This is a genomic window from Neorhizobium sp. CSC1952, from assembly GCF_030378245.1.
Classification (GTDB): Bacteria; Pseudomonadota; Alphaproteobacteria; order Rhizobiales; family Rhizobiaceae; genus Neorhizobium; species Neorhizobium oryzae_A.
In genome coordinates this window covers 2868384-2887945 of record NZ_CP128416.1, presented here as the reverse complement: position 1 = coordinate 2887945, position 19562 = coordinate 2868384, and the positions used below count along the sequence as shown (strand labels likewise).

General features: G+C 64.8%; 18 protein-coding genes and 2 pseudogenes. 12 read left to right on the top strand and 8 right to left on the bottom strand.

Translation table 11 applies throughout. The features are described 5' to 3' along the window. Nucleotide 1 precedes the first annotated feature (1 nt). Nucleotides 2–1252 carry an ABC transporter substrate-binding protein gene (locus QTA58_RS14005; RefSeq protein ID WP_289673165.1) on the bottom strand — a complete coding sequence of 417 codons (1251 nt, stop codon included), beginning with the start codon at nucleotides 1250–1252 and terminating at the stop codon, nucleotides 2–4. Between the two features lie 267 nt (nucleotides 1253–1519). On the opposite strand from QTA58_RS14005, the gene QTA58_RS14000 reads away from it, so the two are divergent. Next, nucleotides 1520–2482, top strand: coding sequence for a LacI family transcriptional regulator (locus tag QTA58_RS14000; RefSeq protein ID WP_341850281.1), 963 nt, complete (start codon nucleotides 1520–1522; stop codon nucleotides 2480–2482). Here QTA58_RS14000 and QTA58_RS13995 read toward each other — a convergent pair. The 4 genes and pseudogenes from QTA58_RS13995 to QTA58_RS13980 form a co-directional block, all read right to left on the bottom strand. Then, nucleotides 2429–3775: pseudogene (locus QTA58_RS13995) on the bottom strand (tripartite tricarboxylate transporter permease); the annotation flags it as partial. The gene QTA58_RS14000 and the pseudogene QTA58_RS13995 overlap by 54 nt on opposite strands. A 35-nt stretch (nucleotides 3776–3810) precedes the next feature. After that, nucleotides 3811–4545 (bottom strand): annotated as a pseudogene (locus QTA58_RS13990) (tripartite tricarboxylate transporter substrate-binding protein); the annotation flags it as partial. Between the two features lie 221 nt (nucleotides 4546–4766). Then, entirely contained in the window at nucleotides 4767–6140 is a 1374-nt protein-coding gene (locus QTA58_RS13985) for a sigma-54 dependent transcriptional regulator (protein ID WP_289669319.1), read from the bottom strand. Beyond that, a complete protein-coding gene (locus QTA58_RS13980) occupies nucleotides 6137–7963 on the bottom strand; it encodes a sensor histidine kinase (protein ID WP_341850262.1) in 1827 nt (608 codons plus the stop codon). The genes QTA58_RS13985 and QTA58_RS13980 overlap by 4 nt, the downstream gene beginning before the upstream one ends. A gap of 237 nt (nucleotides 7964–8200) precedes the next feature. Here QTA58_RS13980 and QTA58_RS13975 point away from each other — a divergent pair, with 237 nt between their 5' ends. The 6 genes from QTA58_RS13975 to QTA58_RS13950 all read left to right on the top strand — a co-directional run bounded on the left by QTA58_RS13975 (nucleotide 8201) and on the right by QTA58_RS13950 (nucleotide 14034). Continuing rightward, on the top strand, nucleotides 8201–8677 hold the full coding sequence (locus tag QTA58_RS13975; RefSeq protein ID WP_289669318.1) for a DUF4126 family protein: 477 nt from the start codon (nucleotides 8201–8203) through the stop codon (nucleotides 8675–8677). Continuing rightward, complete coding sequence (locus QTA58_RS13970; protein WP_289669317.1) at nucleotides 8674–10047, top strand: FAD-containing oxidoreductase; 1374 nt, start codon at nucleotides 8674–8676, stop codon at nucleotides 10045–10047. Before QTA58_RS13975 ends, QTA58_RS13970 begins: the two co-directional genes overlap by 4 nt. A gap of 100 nt (nucleotides 10048–10147) precedes the next feature. Beyond that, nucleotides 10148–12166, top strand: coding sequence for an asparagine synthase (glutamine-hydrolyzing) (gene asnB, locus QTA58_RS13965; protein ID WP_289669316.1), 2019 nt, complete (start codon nucleotides 10148–10150; stop codon nucleotides 12164–12166). Further along, nucleotides 12163–13320 (top strand): GNAT family N-acetyltransferase, encoded by a 1158-nt coding sequence (locus tag QTA58_RS13960; protein WP_289669315.1) that lies wholly within the window; start codon nucleotides 12163–12165, stop codon nucleotides 13318–13320. The genes asnB and QTA58_RS13960 overlap by 4 nt, the downstream gene beginning before the upstream one ends. A gap of 103 nt (nucleotides 13321–13423) precedes the next feature. Continuing rightward, on the top strand, nucleotides 13424–13639 hold the full coding sequence (locus QTA58_RS13955) for a hypothetical protein (protein ID WP_289669314.1): 216 nt from the start codon (nucleotides 13424–13426) through the stop codon (nucleotides 13637–13639). Nucleotides 13640–13818: 179 nt separating this feature from the next. After that, nucleotides 13819–14034 carry a hypothetical protein gene (locus QTA58_RS13950; RefSeq protein WP_143531489.1) on the top strand — a complete coding sequence of 72 codons (216 nt, stop codon included), beginning with the start codon at nucleotides 13819–13821 and terminating at the stop codon, nucleotides 14032–14034. 28 nt (nucleotides 14035–14062) lie between these two features. On the opposite strand, the gene QTA58_RS13945 is transcribed toward QTA58_RS13950, so the two are convergent. Further along, nucleotides 14063–14575: a DUF892 family protein gene (locus QTA58_RS13945; protein WP_289669313.1), complete on the bottom strand. Its 513-nt coding sequence runs from the start codon at nucleotides 14573–14575 to the stop codon at nucleotides 14063–14065. Between the two features lie 168 nt (nucleotides 14576–14743). Here QTA58_RS13945 and QTA58_RS13940 point away from each other — a divergent pair, with 168 nt between their 5' ends. The 4 genes from QTA58_RS13940 to QTA58_RS13925 all read left to right on the top strand — a co-directional run bounded on the left by QTA58_RS13940 (nucleotide 14744) and on the right by QTA58_RS13925 (nucleotide 17040). Beyond that, the gene (locus QTA58_RS13940) at nucleotides 14744–14947 is read left to right on the top strand and encodes a hypothetical protein (RefSeq protein ID WP_085420416.1); all 204 of its coding nucleotides are present in this window, start codon (nucleotides 14744–14746) and stop codon (nucleotides 14945–14947) included. A gap of 71 nt (nucleotides 14948–15018) precedes the next feature. Next, entirely contained in the window at nucleotides 15019–15198 is a 180-nt protein-coding gene (locus tag QTA58_RS13935; RefSeq protein ID WP_085420795.1) for a hypothetical protein, read from the top strand. A gap of 36 nt (nucleotides 15199–15234) precedes the next feature. Continuing rightward, nucleotides 15235–15438, top strand: coding sequence for a hypothetical protein (locus QTA58_RS13930; RefSeq protein WP_289669311.1), 204 nt, complete (start codon nucleotides 15235–15237; stop codon nucleotides 15436–15438). 96 nt (nucleotides 15439–15534) lie between these two features. Further along, the gene (locus QTA58_RS13925; protein ID WP_289669310.1) at nucleotides 15535–17040 is read left to right on the top strand and encodes a phospholipase D-like domain-containing protein; all 1506 of its coding nucleotides are present in this window, start codon (nucleotides 15535–15537) and stop codon (nucleotides 17038–17040) included. Here the strand turns inward: QTA58_RS13925 and QTA58_RS13920 are convergent. Further along, complete coding sequence (locus QTA58_RS13920; protein ID WP_289669309.1) at nucleotides 17020–17958, bottom strand: UPF0104 family protein; 939 nt, start codon at nucleotides 17956–17958, stop codon at nucleotides 17020–17022. The genes QTA58_RS13925 and QTA58_RS13920 overlap by 21 nt on opposite strands. A 66-nt stretch (nucleotides 17959–18024) precedes the next feature. Here QTA58_RS13920 and QTA58_RS13915 point away from each other — a divergent pair, with 66 nt between their 5' ends. Beyond that, complete coding sequence (locus QTA58_RS13915) at nucleotides 18025–18777, top strand: endonuclease/exonuclease/phosphatase family protein (RefSeq protein ID WP_289669308.1); 753 nt, start codon at nucleotides 18025–18027, stop codon at nucleotides 18775–18777. Between the two features lie 3 nt (nucleotides 18778–18780). Here the strand turns inward: QTA58_RS13915 and QTA58_RS13910 are convergent, their stop codons facing one another. After that, nucleotides 18781–19461, bottom strand: coding sequence for a phosphoribosyltransferase family protein (locus QTA58_RS13910; protein ID WP_289669307.1), 681 nt, complete (start codon nucleotides 19459–19461; stop codon nucleotides 18781–18783). Nucleotides 19462–19562: the final 101 nt, after the last annotated feature.

Here is a 19562-nt window from a genome sequence, read left to right as displayed (position 1 = left end):
ATCACTTCGCGGCAGCGACCGCTTCCGGCAGGCGCTTCAGCGCCGCGTCGGTGGTGAGCTGGCCGTTGAGATGCTGGGTGATGACGTCCAGCATGGCTTCCTTGATGGCGGCCGGCTGGGCGTAGCCATGGGCGAGCGAGCCCATCAGCGTACCCTTGGAAGAGGCTTCGGCGAGGTCCGCAATGCCCTTCTTGCCGCAATCGTCGAACTGGTCGCCCGGCACGTCGGTGCGGGCGGGCACCGAGCCCTTGACGGTGTTGAAGGCGATCTGGAAGGCCGGATCCTCGACGGCGGACGCCATCTTGAGCTGGGCGTCGCGCTGGTCGTCACCCACGTCGAACATCATGAACTGGTCGGCGTTGAAGAGAACGGACCCCTGCGTGCCGGGGAAGCGGATGCAGACGAAATCCGTGCCTGGTTTCTTGCCGGCGCGCAGCCATTCGCCCTTGGACCAGTCGCCCATTTCCTGAGCGCCCGCCTTGCCTTCGATGACGAGAGCGGTCGAGAGGTTCCATTCGCGGCCCGAGAAGTTCGGGTCGAAATAGGTGCGCAGCTTCGACATCGTGTCGAAGACCGTCTTCATCTGATCGCCGGAAAGAGCCGCCGGATCGAGATCGAGAACCGCCTTCTTGTAGAAGTCCGGGCCGCCGACGGAAAGGACGACGGCTTCCCACAGCGTGCCGTCCTGCCACGGAACGCCGCCATGGGCGAGAGCCGTGAGGCCCTGGGCCTTGAAGGCATCGAGCAGCGTGATCAGCTCGTCGAGGTTCGTCGGAACCTTGCCGCCGGCCTTGTCGAGAGCCGCCTTGTTGATCCACAGCCAGTTGGTGGAGTGGATGTTCACCGGAGCGGCGATCCAGTGGCCGTCATACTTGGAGAAATCCTGGAGAGCTGCCGGGATGACCTTGTCCCAGCCTTCCTTGGCGGCGAGGTCGTCGAGATTGGCGGCAACGCCCATTTCCGCCCAGTCGCGGAGGTCGAAGCCGAGAAGCTGGACGGCGGTCGGCGGATCGCCGGCCGTGACGCGGGCGCGCAGCGCCGTCATCGCGGCGGAGCCTGCACCGCCGGCAACCGGCATGTCCTTCCAGGCGACGCCTTCCTTCTGGAGGTTTTCCTTCAGGACGTTGAGCGCCGCAGCCTCACCGCCGGAGGTCCACCAGTGGAGGACTTCGACGCTTTCCTGCGCCTTGGCGGCACCCGCCGTCAGGGCGATGATCGCCGCGCCGGCAGCGAATTTGCTGATCATTCGAATATTCATTGAGAATCTCCCTTTGCATCCGGGCTCCTCTCCGGATATGGCGATTTATAACGATATAAACGCGGTTGGTGTCAACCCGGCAGGAGGAGTTTTTTGAGGAGTTTCATCATACGCCTAACACAATGAAAAAACTTGAGAATCTGAAAGGAAGCAAATTTTTCCTCAGGAATCGAGAAAAATTCCTGGCGACATCCGGAAAATTTGTAACGATATAGGTGAGGCTTGTTCCGATTTCGGAAGGGGCGGAGGAGACGAGGATACATGTCGCTGGATGACCTGGAGGACAAGGGTCGGCGGGCGATGCCGGATCGGACGACGGAAAGATCCGGCTCGGATGCGAAGCCAACCTTGAAGACGATCGCCGAACTGACGGGGCTTGCCGTCACGACCGTATCGCGGGCGCTCGCCGATGCGCCGCAGATCGCGCTCGAAACGCGGATGCGCGTGCGCCAGGTCGCCGGCGAGATCGGCTACCTGCCGGACCGGGCGGCGCAACGCCTGCGCACCGGCCGCACCAACGTCATCAGCCTGGTTCTCGATCCGCACGAGGAAATCCTCGGCTACGCCACCTCGATGATCAGGGGATTGACGGAAGCCTTGCGCGGCACGGCCTACCATCTCGTCGTCACCCCGCACTTTTCCGACACGCCGCAGATCGACCCGGTACGCCACATCGTGCGCAACCGCATGGCCGACGGCATCGTCTTCACCCGCACGGAGCCCTCGGACGAGCGTGTCAAACTGCTGATGGAGAACAATTTTCCGTTCATCTGTCATGGCCGCACCGAGCTTGCGACCGCCCACCCCTATGTGGACTACGACAATTACGGCTTCGCCTACCAGGCCGCCCGCAAGCTGATCGCGGCCGGGTCGAAAAAGCTGTTCATCATCCTGCCGCCGGACCGCTTCACCTTCGCCCACCACATGCGGCACGGCTTCATGACGGCGGTGCGCGAGGAAGGCGTCGGCTTCGAGATCGCCAAAGGCGTGACGCTCGACAGCAAGTCGGACGACATCCGCGACCATCTCTACCGGCGGATGGCCGAACCCGACCGTCCGGACGGCTTCGTCTGCGGCGGCGAGGTCTCGGCTCTTTCGGTGATCGCCGCCGCCTCCGACCAGGGCCTCGAAGTCGGGAAGGACGTGCGGCTGGTGGCCAAGCAGACCTCCGGCCTCGATCGGACGGTCGATGAAGATCATCGGATCGCCGCGCGAAATGACTAGCGAACGCCTGAGGTTCTCCTCCATCAGCGGACCAAGGATGAAGCCGAGCACCATGGGGGCCGGTTCGCAGCCGAGCTTGTGCAGGATATAGCCGAAGATCGTGAAGACGATCATCAGGACCATCATGAACGGTTCGGTACTGGTCGAATAGACACCGATCGCGCAGAACAGCAGGATCGCCGGATAGAGCAGGCGATAGGGGACCGACAGCAGCTTCACCCAGATGCCGATCATCGGCAGGTTGATGATGACCAACATCAGGTTGCCGATCCACATCGAGGCGACCATGCCCCAGAAGAGGTCCGGACGGGTGGTCATGACGGCCGCACCCGGCTGGATGCCCTGGATGATCATCGCGCCCATCATGATCGCCATGATCGGGTTCGAGGGAATGCCGAGCGTCAGCAACGGGATGAACGAGGTCTGGGCCGCCGCATTGTTAGCCGCCTCCGGACCGGCGACGCCTTCGACGGCGCCATTGCCGAACTTGCGGGGGGTCTTGGTGATCTTCTTCTCCAGCGTGTAGCTGGCGAAAGAGGCAAGAACCGCTCCGCCACCCGGCAGGATGCCGAGGATCGAGCCGAGGCCGGTGCCGCGCAGCGCGGCCGGAATGGAGTCCCTTATCTCCTGCTTGTTGGGCCAGAGATCGCGCAACCGCGTGCTGATCGTCTCGCGCGGCGGCGGCGGGTTTTCGAGATTGCGGATGATTTCCACGATGCCGAACAGGCCGAGGACCAGCGGCAGGAAGTCGATGCCCTCCCAAAGACCGGACAGGCCGAAGGTGTAGCGGGTGAGGCCTGTATTGATGTCGGTGCCGACGAGGCCGAGAAGCAGACCCATGAGGACCATCGCGACGGCCTTGAGCACCGAGCCGTGCGCCAGCACGATCGCCATGACCAGGCCGAGCAGCATCAGTGCGAAATAGTCCGGCGAGTTGAACTGCTGGGCGATCGCCGACAGCGGCGGGCCGAAGGCGGCGATGAAGACCGTGCCGACGCAGCCGGCGAAGAACGAGCCGAGAGCGGCGATCGCGAGCGCGGCGCCGGCGCGCCCGCGCCTGGCCATCTGGTGGCCCTCGATGCAGGTCACCACCGAGGAGGCTTCGCCCGGCATGTTGACCAGGATCGAGGTGGTCGAGCCGCCGTATTGGGCACCGTAATAGATGCCGGCCAGCATGATGAGCGAGGAGAGCGGGTCGAGGCCGAACGTGATCGGCAGAAGAATGGCGAGCGCGGGGATCGGACCGATGCCAGGGAGGACACCGATCAGCGTGCCGAGCACCGTGCCGATCAAGACGTCAGGGCCACGGAGAGGACAGGTTCTATCTGCGGCAGGCCGGCTTCCTTGACGGTCGGAAGGTCCTTCAGGACGTCGAGGCGCTCCGGCGAGGTGACCGCATAGGCCTTCACGGTGCCCCCCTGGATCTGCTTCGTCGTGTTGGTGGTCTGGTCGCACATGATGTCCACCTGGCCGCCGAGCAGATCGGTCATGGCCGGGCCGGTGCCCTTGTAGGGGACGGTGACGAGCGGCGTTTCGATCGCGCTCATGAAGAGCATGCCGCAAAGATGCGAGGCGGCGCCGATGCCGGCATTGGCGACGGTCACCTTGTCCGCATTGGCCTTGGCGTATTCGATCAGGCCCTTCAGGTCGGTCGCCTCCATGTCCTTGCGGGCGAGCAGCGTCATCGGAACGTCGGTGACGAGGCCGACATATTCGAAGGCGTTCAGCGTGTCGTAGGGAAGCTTGCGGTAGAGCGTGGCGCTGGTCGCCATGCCGATATGGTGGAGCAGCACGGTATAACCGTCCGCCTCGGCATTCGCGACGCGGGCCGCGCCGAGCGTGCCGCCTGCACCGCCGACGTTTTCGACGACGATCTGCTGGCCGAGGTCCTTCGACATGGATTCGGCGACGAGACGGGCGACCGTGTCGGTCGGGCCGCCGGCTGCGAACGGCACGACCATGGTGATCTGGCGTTCCGGATAACCTTGTGCATTGGCGGAGGCGGAAAAGAGCGAAAGTGCCGCAAGAGCGGTTGCGCCGATGACGGCGTTCATGATTTTCATCGGGGTCCTCCAGGATGAAAGCTGTGGCTTAGCCGGCGCGCAAGTCTCCTCAAGTCTCCTCCGGCGCCAGCCTGAAGGCCATTTGTTGCAAGACCGGACGAGGCGCAATCATTGCGAAAGTGTTAAACCGGCATTTCCGTGAATGCCGCGCCGCAGCATGGGTGGATTCGGAAACAATGGGGGAAAACCATGGGTGGATTTCCACCCATCCCTAGGCCGGATCAGCTCTCCCGATCGTCCTGCAGCATGTGTTCCGGGCCGAGCAGCTTCTTGTCGAGGCCGTATTTCTGCATCTTTTCGTAAAGCGTCTTGCGCGAGATGCCGAGGGATTCGTAGACGGGCCTGAGCGCGCCGCCATGCGCGGCGATCTCGCCGGCGATCAGGTTGCGCTCGAAGGCCGCGACCTTGTCGGCGAGCCGCCCTGCCCCGTCCTTGGCTGCCCCCGCCGTTTCGCCGGGCTTCGGATCGAGCCCGAGCACCAGCCGGTCGGCGGCATTGCGCAGCTCGCGCACGTTGCCCGGCCAGTCGCGCTGGGCGACCGCCGAGATGACGTCGGCCGGCACGTCCACATCCTCCCGGCCGTAGCGCGCCGCCGCCTCCCGCACGAGCTGCAGGAAGAGAAGCGGGATATCCGCCCGCCGCTGCATGAGCGACGGAACATGGATGGTCGCGACATTGAGGCGGTAGAAGAGATCGGCGCGGAACCGGCCGGCCGCCACCTCCGCTTCGAGATCAACCTTGCTGGTGGCGATGAAGCGCACGTCGAGCGGCACGGTCTCGTTGGAGCCGAGCCTGGTGATCACCCGCTCCTGCAGCACACGCAGGAATTTCGCCTGCAGGTCGACGGGCATAGAGCCGATCTCGTCGAGCAGGATCGTGCCGCCCCGCCCGTGTTCGAACTTGCCGTAGCGCGGCCGAAGCGCGCCGGGAAAGGCGCCGGCCTCGTGACCGAAAAGCTCGCTCTCGATCAGGTTTTCCGGCAGGGCGGCGCAGTTGATGGCGATGAACGGCCTGTTGGCGCGCGTGCTGACGTCGTGCAGCGCCCGGGCCACCACTTCCTTGCCGGCGCCCGTCTCGCCGATGATCAGCGTGTCCGCGTCGGTCGCGCCGATCGCGCGGATGCGATAGCGCAGGTCGACCATGACCTGGGTGCGGCCGGGTAGCCGGGCCTCCACATCGTCGCGCTTGCCGGCCACGGCCCGCAGGCGCCGGTTTTCGAGCACGAGGCCGCGGCGATCGAGCGCGCGGCGGATGATGCCGGCGAGATGCTGGGGGGTGAACGGCTTTTCGAGGAAATCGTAGGCCCCTTCCCGCATCGCCTTCACGGCGAGCTGCACGTCGCCGTGCCCCGTCACCAGGATGACCGGGATTTCCGCATCGAGCTCGCGGATACGCTGGAGAAGCGTCATGCCGTCGATGCCGGGCATGCGGATATCGCTGACGACCACGCCGTCGAAGCCGAAACCGGTGAGCTCCAGCACGTGATCGGCATGGGAGAAGGTCTGGACGGTGAGGCCGAAGAGCTCCAGCGCCTGCGCGGTCGAGCGGCGCAGCTCCTCCTCGTCATCGACCAGCAGAACCCTTTGCCCGTTCACTCGGCCGCCTCCAGGAGATTGCCGTCGGCAACGTCGAGCTCGATCATGAAGACCGCGCCGCCCTCCGGATGATCGGCAACGCTCAAGCTGCCGCCGAAATCCTTGACGATATTGTAGGAGATCGAAAGCCCGAGGCCCAGGCCCTTGCCGACGCCCTTGGTGGTGAAGAACGGATCGAAGATGCGCTCGCGGATGGCGGCCGCCACACCCGGGCCGCGGTCGCGCACGGACACCATCACCTTGTCGCCGTGCACGGCGGCGGAAACGGTGATGCGGCGATCATCGAGCCCTTCGACGGCATCGGCGGCATTGGTGATGATGTTGACCAGCACCTGTTGAAGCCGCACCGCGCCCGCTTTCACGGCCTTCACCGCGGGATCGATCTCGATCTCGAGCTCCGCGTCCGCCGCCTTGAGCCGCGCGGCGACGATTTCCAGCGTGTCCCGCATGACGTCGTCGAGCGCGACCGGCCCGAGCTTCTCGTTCGGCTTGCGGGCGAAGTTGCGCAGATGCTTGCTGATCGAGGCCATGCGGTCGATGAGCGCGGAGATGCGCTTCACGTTGTCCCGCGCCTCCTCGGTGCGCCCGAGATCGATCAGGACGCCGGTCGTCTCGGCATAGGTCTTGGCGGCCGCCAGCGGCTGGTTGAGCTCGTGGGAGAGTGCGGCCGACATCTGGCCAAGGCCGGCGAGCTTGCCCGCCTGGATGAGGTCCGCCTGGGTTTGACGGAGCCGCTGCTCGGTCAGGCGCCGCTCGGCGATCTCCTCCTCGATGCGGCTGTTGACCCGGGCGAGATCGGCGGTGCGTTCGGCAACGCGCCGTTCGAGCTCGTTGCGCGCCTCCGCCTGCAGCTGCATGCGCTCGTCCAGCCGGGCGCGGCGCTGCATGAAGATGGCGATCGCAAGCCCCGCAAGGCAGAGCATCAAGAGCACGGCGACGATCGTCGTCGTGGCCTGCTTGTGAACGGAGCTGGTATCCATCAGGACGTTGACGGTCCAGCCGGCCTCAGGCATCGGCTGCGACACGACAAGATATTCCTTCGCGACCCCGCCATCGGCGATCGTCATCACGTTCCGGTCCGCGAAGGTGCCGCGTCTCACCGGCAGCTCGCGCAGCTTCGCATCCGCGTAACGGCGGGAGGCCTCGGTGCGGGCGATGCGGTCGGGCGTCAGCGGCAGGATGCTCGCATAGAGCCATTCCGGGCTGCCGGTCATGAAGATGATGCCTTCCGGATCGGACACGAAAATCCGGTCGTCGCCACCGCTCCAGGACGCTTCGATGGAATCGATATCCACCTTGAAGACGATCACCCCGTAGATGATGCCGTCGATTTCGATCGGCGAGCCGAAATAGTAACCGCGCTTCAGCGACGTGGTGCCGAGCGCGTAGAAACGCGACTGCCGGCCCTTGGCCGCCTCCAGGAAATAAGGGCGATAGATGAAATTCTCGCCGACGAAGCTGACCGGGGAATCGTAGTTGCTGGCGGCGATCGTCTCTCCCTCCATGGTCATCACATAGATGTCCGAGGATTTGAGGAGCGCGTTGATCTCCTTGAGATAAGCATTCGTGCGCGCCCGCAATCCCTGGTTCTTCGGGTCGAAGATAAGCGCCTCGATATTGTTCTGGTCGGCGATCAGCGCCGGCAGCGCCTCGTATCGCTTCAGATGCCCGTCGAGCGCGGAGACGGCAAGGCGCAGCGTCGTGCCCGCCTGGACCTCGGCCTCGTTCATATAGCCGCGCGCAACGATATCGCCGCCCTTCAGGACCAGCGCCAGGCCGATCGCTGCAAGCGCGACCAGAGGCAGAAGAATGCGATATCTCAACAGGCGGGCTCCTCCATCCGTCCCGGGCTTCTAGCGGGAACCGGCGGTCATTTTAATCCCTGTGCAGCCGATTTCCATAAAATCCTTCGAGACGGGAAAGCACGTTTTGCGAGCACTCCAGGCAGAAAGGCAGGTGCGGGGGCGGTTTATACAAGTTTTACTTGACCCGATGCTGGGTCGGGAACAGTCTTGCGTCCGGGACAGGTCACGCCGAAACGGCATCAAAAGGGGGTTATCGTGGTTTATGTGCTTGCACTTCTGATCGGCGTCGTCGCCGGCCTTCGCGCCATGACGGCGCCCGCCGCCGTCGCCTGGGCCGCCTATCTCGGCTGGCTCGATCTTTCCGGCTCCTGGCTCGCCTTCATGGGTTCGGTCTGGGCGGTCGGCATCTTCACGATCCTCGCGATCGTCGAACTCGTCACCGACCAGCTTCCGTCCACGCCGAGCCGCAAGGTGCCGCAGCAGTTCGGCGCCCGCATCCTCATGGGCGCGCTGGCGGGTGCCGCGATCGGCACGCCCTCTGGCGGCTGGATCGCAGGATTGATTGCCGGCATCGTCGGCGCGGTCATCGGAACCTATGGCGGCGCGGCCGCCCGTGCCGGGCTTGCCAAGAGCTTCGGCAAGGATCTCCCGGCCGCCCTCATCGAGGATGCCGTCGCGATCGTCGGCGCCTACCTCATCGTGTCATCCCTGTCCGTTCCGGTTGCGCCATGAAGGCTTTCGACGCGATCATCATCGGCGCAGGACAGGCGGGCCCGTCGCTCGCCGGACGTTTCAACGACGCCGGCAAGACGGTCGCGATCATCGAGCGCAAGCATGTCGGCGGCACCTGTGTCAACACGGGCTGCAAACCGACCAAGACGCTTGTCGCGAGCGCCTACGCAGCCCATCTCGCCCGCCGCGGCGCCGATTACGGCGTCGTGCTCGGCGGGCCGGTGAAGATCGACATGAAGGCGGTCATGCGCCGCTCGCATCAGGTGACGCTCGATTCCCGCCACGGCAACGAAAGCTGGCTGGAAGGCATGCCGAACTGCACGCTGATCCGCGGCCATGCGCGTTTTGAAAGCAGGAACACGGTGCGCGTCGGCGACGAATTGCTGACCGCCCCGCAAATATTCCTGAACGTCGGCGGACGGGCCGCGATCCCGGATTTCCCGGGCATCGGCGACGTGCCCTACATGACCAACAGCGACATCGTCATGCTCGACCGGGTGCCGGAACATCTCATCATCGTCGGCGGCAGCTATATCGGCCTCGAATTCGCGCAGATGTACCGCCGCTTCGGCGCGAAGGTGACGATCGTCGAGAAAGGCCCCCGCCTCATCGGCCGCGAGGACGAGGAAATCTCCGACGCGGTCCGCGGCATCCTGGAGGCGGAGGGGATCGACGTCCGCACCGGCGCCGAATGCATCCGCCTCCGCAAGGACGGAGACAGGGTCGCGGTCGGGGTGAACTGCACCGAAGGCGCGCCGGAGGTCGTCGGTTCAGACATCCTGCTCGCGGTCGGACGCCGCCCGAACACGGACGACCTCGGCCTCGACAAGGCCGGCGTCGAGACGGACACGCGGGGCTACGTCAAGGTCGACGACCGTCTCGCGACCAACGTGGACGGTATTTGGGCGATGGGCGACTGCAACGGCAAGGGCGCCTTCACCCACACCGCCTATAACGACTTCGAAATCATCGCCGCGAACCTCTTCGACGGCGAGGACCGCAAGGTGTCCGACCGGCTGCTCGGCTATGCGCTCTATATCGACCCGCCGCTCGGCCGCGTCGGCATGAGCGAGACCGAAGCCCGCAAAGCCGGAAAGAAGGTCCTCGTCGGCCGCCGGCCGATGACGCAGGTCGGCCGGGCGGTCGAAAAGGGCGAGACGCAGGGCTTCATGAAGATCGTGACCGATGCGGAAACCAGACGGATCCTCGGCGCCGCCATCCTCGGCACCGGCGGCGATGAATCGATCCACGGCGTGCTCGACATGATGAACGCCGGCGCCACCTTCGATGCGCTGCGCTGGGCGGTTCCGATCCATCCGACGGTCTCGGAACTCTGGCCGACCGTCATCCTCAGCATGCAGCCAACCTGAACCTCTTTTGGACACGCGTAAAATTTTACCGGCCGCTTAAGGAGAGGCTAAGGCATTTCCGTCTATGAATGGGTTGTGTTCCTGTTCATGGTGGAAACAGATGTGCGGTTTGGCTGGCTTCGCCGGTGAGGCATGCGGCTCCGGAAATCCGGAGATGCTGCTGTCATCCATGGCTCACGCGATCGCCCATCGCGGGCCGGACGGACAGGGCGTGTTGTCCGCTCCGGGCGTCGGACTTGCGCATGTGCGGCTTTCGATCGTCGGGCTTGCCGACGGCCAGCAGCCGATGTCGGACAGCGACTGCCGGTACACGATCGTCTTCAACGGCGAGATCTTCAACTACGTGGAACTGCGCGACGAGCTCAAGGCGCGCGGCGTGATCTTCAGAACCGGCAGCGACACCGAAGTCCTGCTGCAGCTCTATGCGACCTACGGCGAGGCCTGCCTGTCGCGCCTCAACGGCGATTTCGCCTTTGCGATCTGGGATGCCCGCGAGCGGCGGCTGACGCTTGCCCGCGACCGCATGGGCGTCCGGCCGCTCTTCTACGCCGAACACAAGGGAGCTCTCTATTTCGCTTCCGAGGTGAAGGCGCTGTTGCAGGTGCCGGGCATCGAGGCGGAACTCGATCCGGTGGCGCTCGACCAGATTTTCACGCTCTGGGCGCCGATCCCGCCGCGCACCGCATTCAAGAACATCTTCGAGCTGGAACCGGGCCATCTGATGAGCGTCCGGAACGGCCGGACCGAAATCCGGCCCTATTGGAGCTTGGATTTTCCGGATGCGGGCGATCACGCCGAAGCCGATCAGGCCACGAAGGAAGAAGAACTTCGGGCGCTGCTGGCGGATGCGACGCGGCTGAGGATGCGCGCCGACGTGCCGGTCGGCGCCTATCTCTCCGGCGGCCTCGATTCCTCGCTGATCGCAGCACTCGCCGCGCCGATGGCTCCGAACGGGCTGAACACCTTTTCGGTCACCTTCGACGATGCCGAGCATGACGAAAGCGCCTTCCAGATGGCGGTGGCGCAGGCACTCGGCACCCATCACCGCGCCGTCGCCTGCGGCCCGGGCGACATCGCAGGGAATTTCCCGGACGTGATCCGCTTCACCGAACGGCCCGTCCTGCGCACCGCCCCTGCCCCGCTTTACCGCCTTTCCGGTCTCGTACGTGACGCCGGCATGAAAGTGGTGCTGACCGGCGAAGGCGCCGACGAAGTGTTTGCCGGTTACGATATCTTTCGCGAGGCGCGCGTTCGCCGCTTCTGCGGCCGCCAGCCGGGCTCGAAGATCAGGCCGCATCTCTTCCGCAAGCTCTATCCCTATCTGCCGGGTCTGAAGCAGCAGTCGGCGGACTATCTCGCCGCCTTCTTCGGCGCCGGCAACGATGCGGCCGACGATCCTCTCTTCTCGCACCGGCCCCGCTTCCGCTCGACGGCTGCGGCAAAGATCTTCTATTCCGACGACCTGCGTTCGACGCTGGGGACCTATGACGCGGCGGCGGAACTCGCCTCCCGCCTGCCGGAAGATTTCGGCCGCTGGCATCCGCTCCATCAGGCGCAATATCTCGAAACCCGCTTCCTGCTCCCCGGTTATATCCTGTCCAGCCAGGGCGACCGCATGGCGATGGCGCACGGCATCGAAGGGCGCTTCCCCTTCCTCGACCACCGGCTGGTGGAGTTCGCAAGCCGCCTGCCGCCCGGCATGAAGCTCAAGGGGTTGGAAGAAAAGCACATCCTGCGCCGCGTCGCGAAGGACCTGCTGCCGGACCTGATCAGCAAGCGCCCGAAACAGCCCTATCGCGCGCCGGACAGCCGCTCCTTTGCCGGCAGCGGCGAACAGGCCTATGTGGGCGAATTGCTGAGTGAGCAGGCGATCGCCGGTTCCGGCCTCTTCAACGCCCGCGCCGTGTCGAAACTCCATCAAAAATGCCGTGCACAACCCGTTTCGGGTTTCCGCGACAACGCCGCCTTCGTCGGCATCCTTTCAACCCAGCTCTGGCTGAGGCGTTTCGCGACCCGCCAGGCGGCAGGCGTGCGGAATGCCGCGGCAGCGGCCGGAACGCCTCGCGTCATGGCCAAGAGCAGGCATCCCAGCCTGGCGATAGGAATGCCCGCCGAATGAACCCGTCGCCGAACCCGGTCCATCTCGAAGAGCCTTCCCCCGTCCGGCCCCTCCGCGAGCCCAGCCGTTGCGTGCGCCCCATGGAGGCCGCCGATCTTCCCGCCGTCGGGCGGCTCTTCAACAAGGCGTTCCGCAGGAAAAACGAGGAGCCGCAGCAGGATCTCCTCGGCTATCTCGACCACGTTTTCCTGCAAAATCCGGGCTATGCGCCGGAACACGGCAGCATCGTACACAAGGACGGAACGGGGCGCATCGACAGCGCGCTGCTTTCGCTCCCCATGTCCTTTCATGCCATGGGCCACCGCATCACGGCGCGGCTTCTCTGCGCCTTCATGGCGGACGGCAGGGCGGGATTTGCCGGCGCGGCGAAACTGGCGCGGGCAATCCGCCTCTCGCAGCCGGATCTCTGCTTTTCCGACAATGCCTCTCCCGTCAGCGCCGACCACTGGATCACGGGCGGCGGTTTCATGCTGCCCATCCAGAGCCTCGAATGGCGGCGAACCTTCCGCCCCTTCCAGGGAGGGTTCGAGCGGCTGAGGGAGACGATGCCGGCGTTCCGGCATCTCCGGCTCACTCCGCTCCTCAAACCCGCCGATCTCGTCGCGCGCCGCCTGTTCGGCGCCTTCGTTCCGCCGGGGCCGCCGGGCATGGCCTCCATCGAAGCGGGCCTGGACGAATTTCTTGCCTGCGCGCGGCAAATGACGGAGCGTTTCGCCATCCGGCCGGACTGGTCGCGCGAGGACGTCGCCTGGCTGATGGATACGGCCGCCCTGAACACGTCGCTCGGCCAGCTCCGCTGCAGGATCGCCGTCAACGCCCAGGGCGCGACGGTCGGCTGTTACCTCTTCTCCGGCAGGCCGGGGGAGATGGCGCACGTGCTCAACGTCCTCTGCCTCGAGGGCCGGGAATTCGACGTCGTCGGACATATGTTCGCCGATCTTGCCGCGTCCGGTTATGCCGCAGCCCGCGGCATGGCCCAGCCGTTCCTGATGAATGCGCTGATGCGCCAGCGGCAGATGAATTTCCGGCACCGCGGTTATTTCTGCATGGTCACCCAGCATCGGGACATCCGCGAAGCGGCGCTCCGCAACGACATCTTCATCGGCGGCCTGGCTTCGGAAAGCTGGAGCCGGCTGCTTACGGATTTTCGATAGGTCCCGGTCAGCTCCGGTCGGCCGGCCTCTCCGCCGGCACGGGATCAAAACGGCGTTTCGCGGGTTTCTTCCCTGAGTGAAAAAAGATTCAGGAGGAAACCTCATGGCCAATGCCAACTCGAAACAGCTTGGAGCAGCAACCCGCGGGAAAAGCAGCGGAAACGGCGCCATGACGGATATCGACAAGAACGTCCTGCCCGAGAACATGGTGCTCTCCAACCGCGACAAGGCGCAGCACTCGCGGCAGCGGGGATTGGACGGCAAATCCGTTCAGACGGAACAATTTCACAACCATGAGGCCAACCACCTCGACGACTGAAAAAGGACGCACATTCACGACTGGGTGAGAAGAGACGCGAGGGCGTCCGGACAGCCATAATTTGTCGTTCCTCCCTTGCAAAGGAGGAGAGAAGGAGTAGTCTTGGCCTATTGCAAGTAGGGGGGTGTCGGCGACGGGAATGCAGAAACGCTTTCGCCGCCTGAGTGGAGGCCGAAAAGATGAATCCGGCAATCCTGACGAATACCTTTGAACCCAGCGACTTGGCGTTTCTCCAGCGCCTTTTCGACCATCTTTGCGCGGAACGCGGGCTGCCCGGCGGAAGCCTCGCCGCCAATGATCTCGCTGCGAAGATCATCCAGCTCTACCAGCAGGGCGTGCGGGACGAAAGGGACCTGCAGGCCCAGCTCGACTGCGGAGCGATGCCGAAAAACTGAGCGATGCCGCCTCTCCTGGGGGGCTCTCCTACCTTTTAGCCATCAGATCGCGCTCGTCCCGCATGAGGAATATGCGGGTGATCGTGTCGAGATTGGCTTCCAGCCATTCCGCCATGGCGATTTCTTCCGCCAGGATCTGCTCGAAGACGAGCTTCGCACCCATTTCCTCGAGCTCGTCCGCCGCGGCGATGAGAACGCGATAGCTGGCGATTTCGAGATGCTCGAAAGCATAGCCCGTCATCGCCCCCCTCACGACCTCGTCGCTCGTCAGCATCCCGCCGACACCCTGCGCCTTCGCCGCAAGCTTCGCCGCCATGTCCTTCAGCGCCAGCGCGCCGCCCGAGCCGGAGAACTGGTCGAGCAGGTCCTTCAGCGCCTGCGCATGTCCTTCCGTTTCGTGAAGGTGCGCGATGATCCGGGCCTTGAGGTCCGGATAGCTTTCGATGCGCCGCGACTGGGCGGCCAGCATGGTGATCGCCTGCTCCTCCATGGCATGCGCCGCGCGAAGCCAGGTCAGGAAATTGTCTTGGGCATGTGTCATTCGCATCTCCTCGAAAATGATCAGCCGCCGGAGAGGAGAATGGGCGCAACCGACGGATTTCAACCCCTGACGGCACGCGAAGTTCCTCTTCGCGTCGTCCCGGCGGAACATTTGCACCCGGTTGCGAATTATCCCGCTGCAGAATGAACAGCCATAGAGGCAAGCATCATGACCCGCGCAGGCAGGGCGAATTCGATCATCGGAGCCATCATCGTGGTATTTCTGGTGCTGGCGCTCGGTTATTACTTCACCGGCAGCCAGGATACGGCGCAGGCGCCCGGCGCTCCCGCAGCGACCGATACCGCCCAGACGCCGGCACCCGCACCGGCCCCGGGGACCGACACCACCAACACCGGCTCCACCAATCCGTAAGCACGACGATTGCGAGGAACAATCGCCATGCCGGGCGGTTGTGGATCGAGTAACAGGGAGCCTATCCCATGATGCCCGATCCCCGCGAACCGAGCGAACAGCCACCCATGCCGGCGCCCGTCTGGACGCCGGAACCACCGGTTGAAGAGCCTGAACCCGATCGCCTGCCGGACGAGATACCGCTGCCCAATCCGGACGAAAGTCCCGATCCGCCAGCTTACATGCCGCCCGGCAGCCTGATCCTGCATTGACGAGATACCGGCACGCGACAGCGCCGAGGTGCAATCATGAACATGCATAGCCGTCCCCATGTGAGCCACCGGGAGACGCAGGAAGGCAGCCGCCGGAGACCGGCGAAGTCCGGTCTCTGGAAACTGCTGGCCGCGGCAGCCCTAATCCTTCTCGGGCTGGCCGTGGTGGTGGAACTTTTCGAAGACACGCAAAGCGCGTTCAACGCGCCCGATCCGGCCCAGCAGACCCAAGATGAATGACAGCAGGCACCTGCACTTCCCGAACGTTGCGGACCAGCTTCGGGAACAAGGATAAAATTCGCACGTTTTCCAGTCGTTTATGACGAGGTCGCGCAGGTGGATATCACGACGCAATCGCTCCCGCTCCGGGAAACGGCACCCCATTTCGAACCGATCATTCGCCCCGGCCGCAACGTCTGGCGCAGCGCCGAGGCGGAAAGCCTGGCCTTCCTGATCGACGGCGAGGACTATTATCGCCGGCTGGACCGGGTGCTGCGGCAGGCGGAACGGTCGATCTTCATCGTCGGCTGGGATTTCAACCCCGATATCCGGCTGCGGCCCGCCGAACCGGACGGGGAAACGCTCGGTGCGCTTCTGCGCAGACTGATCGAGGAGAAACCCGCCCTGGAAATCCGGATACTGGTCTGGGGCATGGGGCCGGTCTATTCCAGCAAGAGCCTGAAGATGTTCGGAAAGATGGACTGGAGCGATCATCCGCGGATTTTCCTCCAGTTCGACTTCAAACACCCGCTGCGCGCCAGCCACCACCAGAAGATCGTCGTCGTGGACGACAGGACAGCCTTCCTGGGCGGCATCGACCTCACGGCCGAACGCTGGGACGACCGGCGCCACGCCGCCGAAAACCCGTTGCGCCGCGGGCCGGACGGCACGCCTCACGGCCCTGTCCACGACATGCAGACGATCGTCACCGGCGATACGGCGAGACTTATCGGCGACGTTGCGCGGCGCCGCTGGCAGAAGGCCACGCGGGAGATCCTGAAGCCCCTGGATGCCGGCGGCGGAAAGCCGTGGCCGGAGGATCTCGAGCCCGCGCTTTCCCGTTGCAGAACCGGCCTTGCGCTGACCGAGCCCTGGAAATGGAGGGGCCGCCGCGGGCATCGCGAGGCGATCCGCCTCACCCATGACGCGCTGAGATCGGCCAGTCGCCACCTCTATCTGGAAACCCAGTACCTCGCCTCCTTCGGCGTGGGACGAACGCTCGCCCAGCGCCTCAGGAAGGCCGACGGACCGGAGATCGTCGTCGTCGTGACCCGGCAATCCCACGGTTTCCTGGAGCGGCTGATGATGGGGCACAACCGCAACCGTCTGATCCGGCGCCTGAAGCGTGCCGATCGCCACGGCCGGCTGCGCGTCTTCTACGCCGTCGTGCCGGACGGCAAGGGCGGCGAGCAGGAGATCATCGTGCATTCCAAGCTCATCATCGTCGACGACCGCTTCGTCCGGGTCGGCTCGTCCAACCTCAACAACCGGTCGGAAGGGCTGGATACGGAATGCGACCTGGCCGTCGAAACCGACGAGGCGGCAGGCAGGCAGGCGATCGCCTCTCTGCGCGACGGCCTGCTTGCGGAACATCTCGACGCGGAACCCGATGAGGTCGCGCGGATCATCGAGGAAACCGGCTCCATGATCGCCGCGATCGACCGGCTGAACGTCAGGCCACGGGGGCTGAGAGCCTTCGACGTCGATCCGGAAAAGGGCGAGACCAGGTCGATGATCGGGACCTCCATCGTCGATCCGAAACAGCCGTTCTGGCCGATCCCCGAGATCAAGAGCGGCCTCCGGCGGTTCTTCGCCCGCCTGTCACATCACCGTCTGCTCTGAAAACCGGCCGCCGCGGTGGCGATAATAGGCCTCGGAGATCAGCAGGGTCGGCACGCCGATCGTCAGCGGCACGAAATAATAGAGCACGCGGAAGGCGATCAGCGCGCCGATCGAGGCTGTCGAAGGCAGGATGGCGAGCATGGTCGCCTCCAGGACGCCGATCCCTCCCGGCACATGGCTGATCAGCGCCGCGATATTGGCCGTCACGTAAGCGCTCGCGACTTCCAGATAGCCAGCATCGGTGAAGGTCGCGAGGAGTTGATGGATCGATGCCGCGACGCAGGCGAAATTGAGCGTGCCGAGAACGATCTGGCCGATGGCGAGGCCGAGCTTCGGAGGATCGAACTGCCATGTGCGCAGACGGAGCGGCCGCCGGACGAAGGCGCAGAGCAGGAGATAGAGCGCCGGCATGGAAAGGCAGGCGAGCCCCAGGGCGGTCCTGACCGGGCTCTCCAGGCCGAGGAGATCCGGCCCGCCCTCCTGCAGCAGCAGCGCCAGGCCGGCGAGCGTCACAAGCCCGAGCCCGACGGTCACGCCACAGAAGATGATGATCTTGGCGACATCCTCCGCCGTCAGTCCCCAGCGCGAATAGAACCGATAGCGCACCGCGCCGCTACTGAGGGCGGCAAGCCCCACATTGTGCCCGATCGAAAGCGCCGTGAACGAGGCGAGCGCCGTCCGGCGGTAGGCAAGGGGCTTGCCGGCATAGCGCACGGCGAGAGTATCGAAGCCGGTAAGGCAGAGATAGGAGAGAATGACGAACAGAAAGGCCGAGGCCAGCCGGAAGCCGGCGATCGATTGCACGGACTCCTCGATCTCGTCCAGCGTATAGCGGCCAAGGCTGCGATAGACGAGAAAGATCGCCAGGCAGATCGCCCCGCCTATGAGGAATTTCAGCAGATGGCGTCTGGCGATCATGATCCTCCCCGCGGGCTGTTGTCTGATATCGGGAACGAAAACGCGGGCAAGTGTGTTCCCAGCGCTATGGATGACCCGACTGTTCCCGCCCCCGCCGACAGGCATCGCCTGAAAATCCTGAGCTACAACGTCCACAGCTGCATCGGCACCGACGGCAGGCTCGATCCCGCACGGGTGGCGGAGGTCATTGCCGCCCTCGAACCCGACATCATCGGGTTGCAGGAACTGGATGTCGGCCGAAACCGCACCGGCGGCGTGGACCAGGCCCATATCATCGCGTCCCTGCTGCGGATGGAATACCACTTCCATGCGGCTCTCAGCGTGGCGGAGGAACGCTATGGCGATGCCATTCTGACGGCCCTGCCGGCAAGGATGGTGAAGGGCGCGGGCCTGCCCTCGCGCGGCGAGCCGCGCGGCGCCGTATGGGTGGAGATCGAAGTCGGCCGGCACCGGCTGCAGGTCTTCAACACGCATCTCGGCCTGCGCGGCCGGGACCGGCTCGGCCAGATGGCGGCGCTTCTCGGCCCTTCCTGGCTCGGCAGTCCCGCTTGCCACGGCAAGCCTCAAGTCCTGATCGGCGATTTCAACGCCATCCCGTCGACGGTGACGTATAAGGGCATCACCCGCCAGATGATCGACGTTCAGCTCCGCCCGCGCGCAAAGCCGAAACCCACCTTCCCCTCCCGCTATCCCCTTCTGAGGATCGATCACGTCTTCGTCTCGCGGGAGATCTCACCCGTCGGCGCCGAGGTCGTCTCGACGCCGCTGGCGCGCCGCGCGTCCGATCACCTGCCGCTGCTCGCAACGGTCGAACTCTGATCCTCAATGGAGCATGCGGGCGAGCCGGCGGGCCTCCTTCAGAAGCCGCACCACATCCTGATCCGTGGTCTCGGTGAAATCGCCGTAATGCAGGCTGACCGCCTCCAGCCGCTCCGGCGCCGAAAGGCAGACGATATCGTCGACCTCCTCCCGCAACTCTTCCAGGAGATCGCGGGGCGCAACGGGAACCGCGAGCCGGATCGAGCCGACGGCCATCTCCTTCAAGGCATGGATGCCGGCGCGGATCGAACCGCCGTTGGCGATGCCGTCGTCTACGAGAATGACGTCGCGGCCGGCGTGATCATGATCCTCCGGCTGGTCCTCGCCGAAATACATCCGGTGGCGGCGCTCGATCTCGGCGAGCTGATGCTCGCGTTCGGCCGCGAGGTAGCCGGGCGGGATGTGGAATTGGCGGGCCGCCACCTCGTTGACGATCACATGCGGCTCCTTGCCGTCGACGACAGCGCCGATGCCGTATTCCGGATGACCCGGCGCGCCGATCTTGCGCACGATCAGGAGATCGAGCGGCGCGCCGAGCCGTTGCGCCACCTCGAAGGCGACGGGGACGCCGCCGCGGGGAAGCGCCACGACGACGGGGTCCTTCAGCGGCGCGGCCTGCATGGCGTCCGCAAGCTGCCTGCCGGCATCTTCGCGATCGGAAAAAACAGGGCCTGAAGCGAACATGTCATCCTCCCCGGAACATGGCGGCGCGACCATGGGGCCGCGCCTTTCGTCTCACCCAGCCCTGAAGGGATCATACCATCAGGGGCATATCCGACAACCTT

Excerpts from the sequence above, each read along its gene's own strand:
- QTA58_RS14000 (WP_341850281.1), top strand. The coding sequence starts at position 1,520 with ATGTCGCTGGATGACCTGGAGGACAAGGGTCGGCGGGCGATGCCGGAT.
- QTA58_RS13945 (WP_289669313.1), bottom strand. The coding sequence starts at position 14,575 with ATGACACATGCCCAAGACAATTTCCTGACCTGGCTTCGCGCGGCGCAT.
- QTA58_RS13930 (WP_289669311.1), top strand. The coding sequence starts at position 15,235 with ATGAACATGCATAGCCGTCCCCATGTGAGCCACCGGGAGACGCAGGAA.
- QTA58_RS13960 (WP_289669315.1), top strand. The coding sequence starts at position 12,163 with ATGAACCCGTCGCCGAACCCGGTCCATCTCGAAGAGCCTTCCCCCGTC.
- QTA58_RS13955 (WP_289669314.1), top strand. The coding sequence starts at position 13,424 with ATGGCCAATGCCAACTCGAAACAGCTTGGAGCAGCAACCCGCGGGAAA.
- QTA58_RS13940 (WP_085420416.1), top strand. The coding sequence starts at position 14,744 with ATGACCCGCGCAGGCAGGGCGAATTCGATCATCGGAGCCATCATCGTG.
- QTA58_RS13920 (WP_289669309.1), bottom strand. The coding sequence starts at position 17,958 with ATGATCGCCAGACGCCATCTGCTGAAATTCCTCATAGGCGGGGCGATC.
- QTA58_RS13915 (WP_289669308.1), top strand. The coding sequence starts at position 18,025 with ATGGATGACCCGACTGTTCCCGCCCCCGCCGACAGGCATCGCCTGAAA.
- QTA58_RS13910 (WP_289669307.1), bottom strand. The coding sequence starts at position 19,461 with ATGTTCGCTTCAGGCCCTGTTTTTTCCGATCGCGAAGATGCCGGCAGG.
- asnB (WP_289669316.1), top strand. The coding sequence starts at position 10,148 with ATGTGCGGTTTGGCTGGCTTCGCCGGTGAGGCATGCGGCTCCGGAAAT.
- QTA58_RS13970 (WP_289669317.1), top strand. The coding sequence starts at position 8,674 with ATGAAGGCTTTCGACGCGATCATCATCGGCGCAGGACAGGCGGGCCCG.
- QTA58_RS13950 (WP_143531489.1), top strand. The coding sequence starts at position 13,819 with ATGAATCCGGCAATCCTGACGAATACCTTTGAACCCAGCGACTTGGCG.
- QTA58_RS13935 (WP_085420795.1), top strand. The coding sequence starts at position 15,019 with ATGCCCGATCCCCGCGAACCGAGCGAACAGCCACCCATGCCGGCGCCC.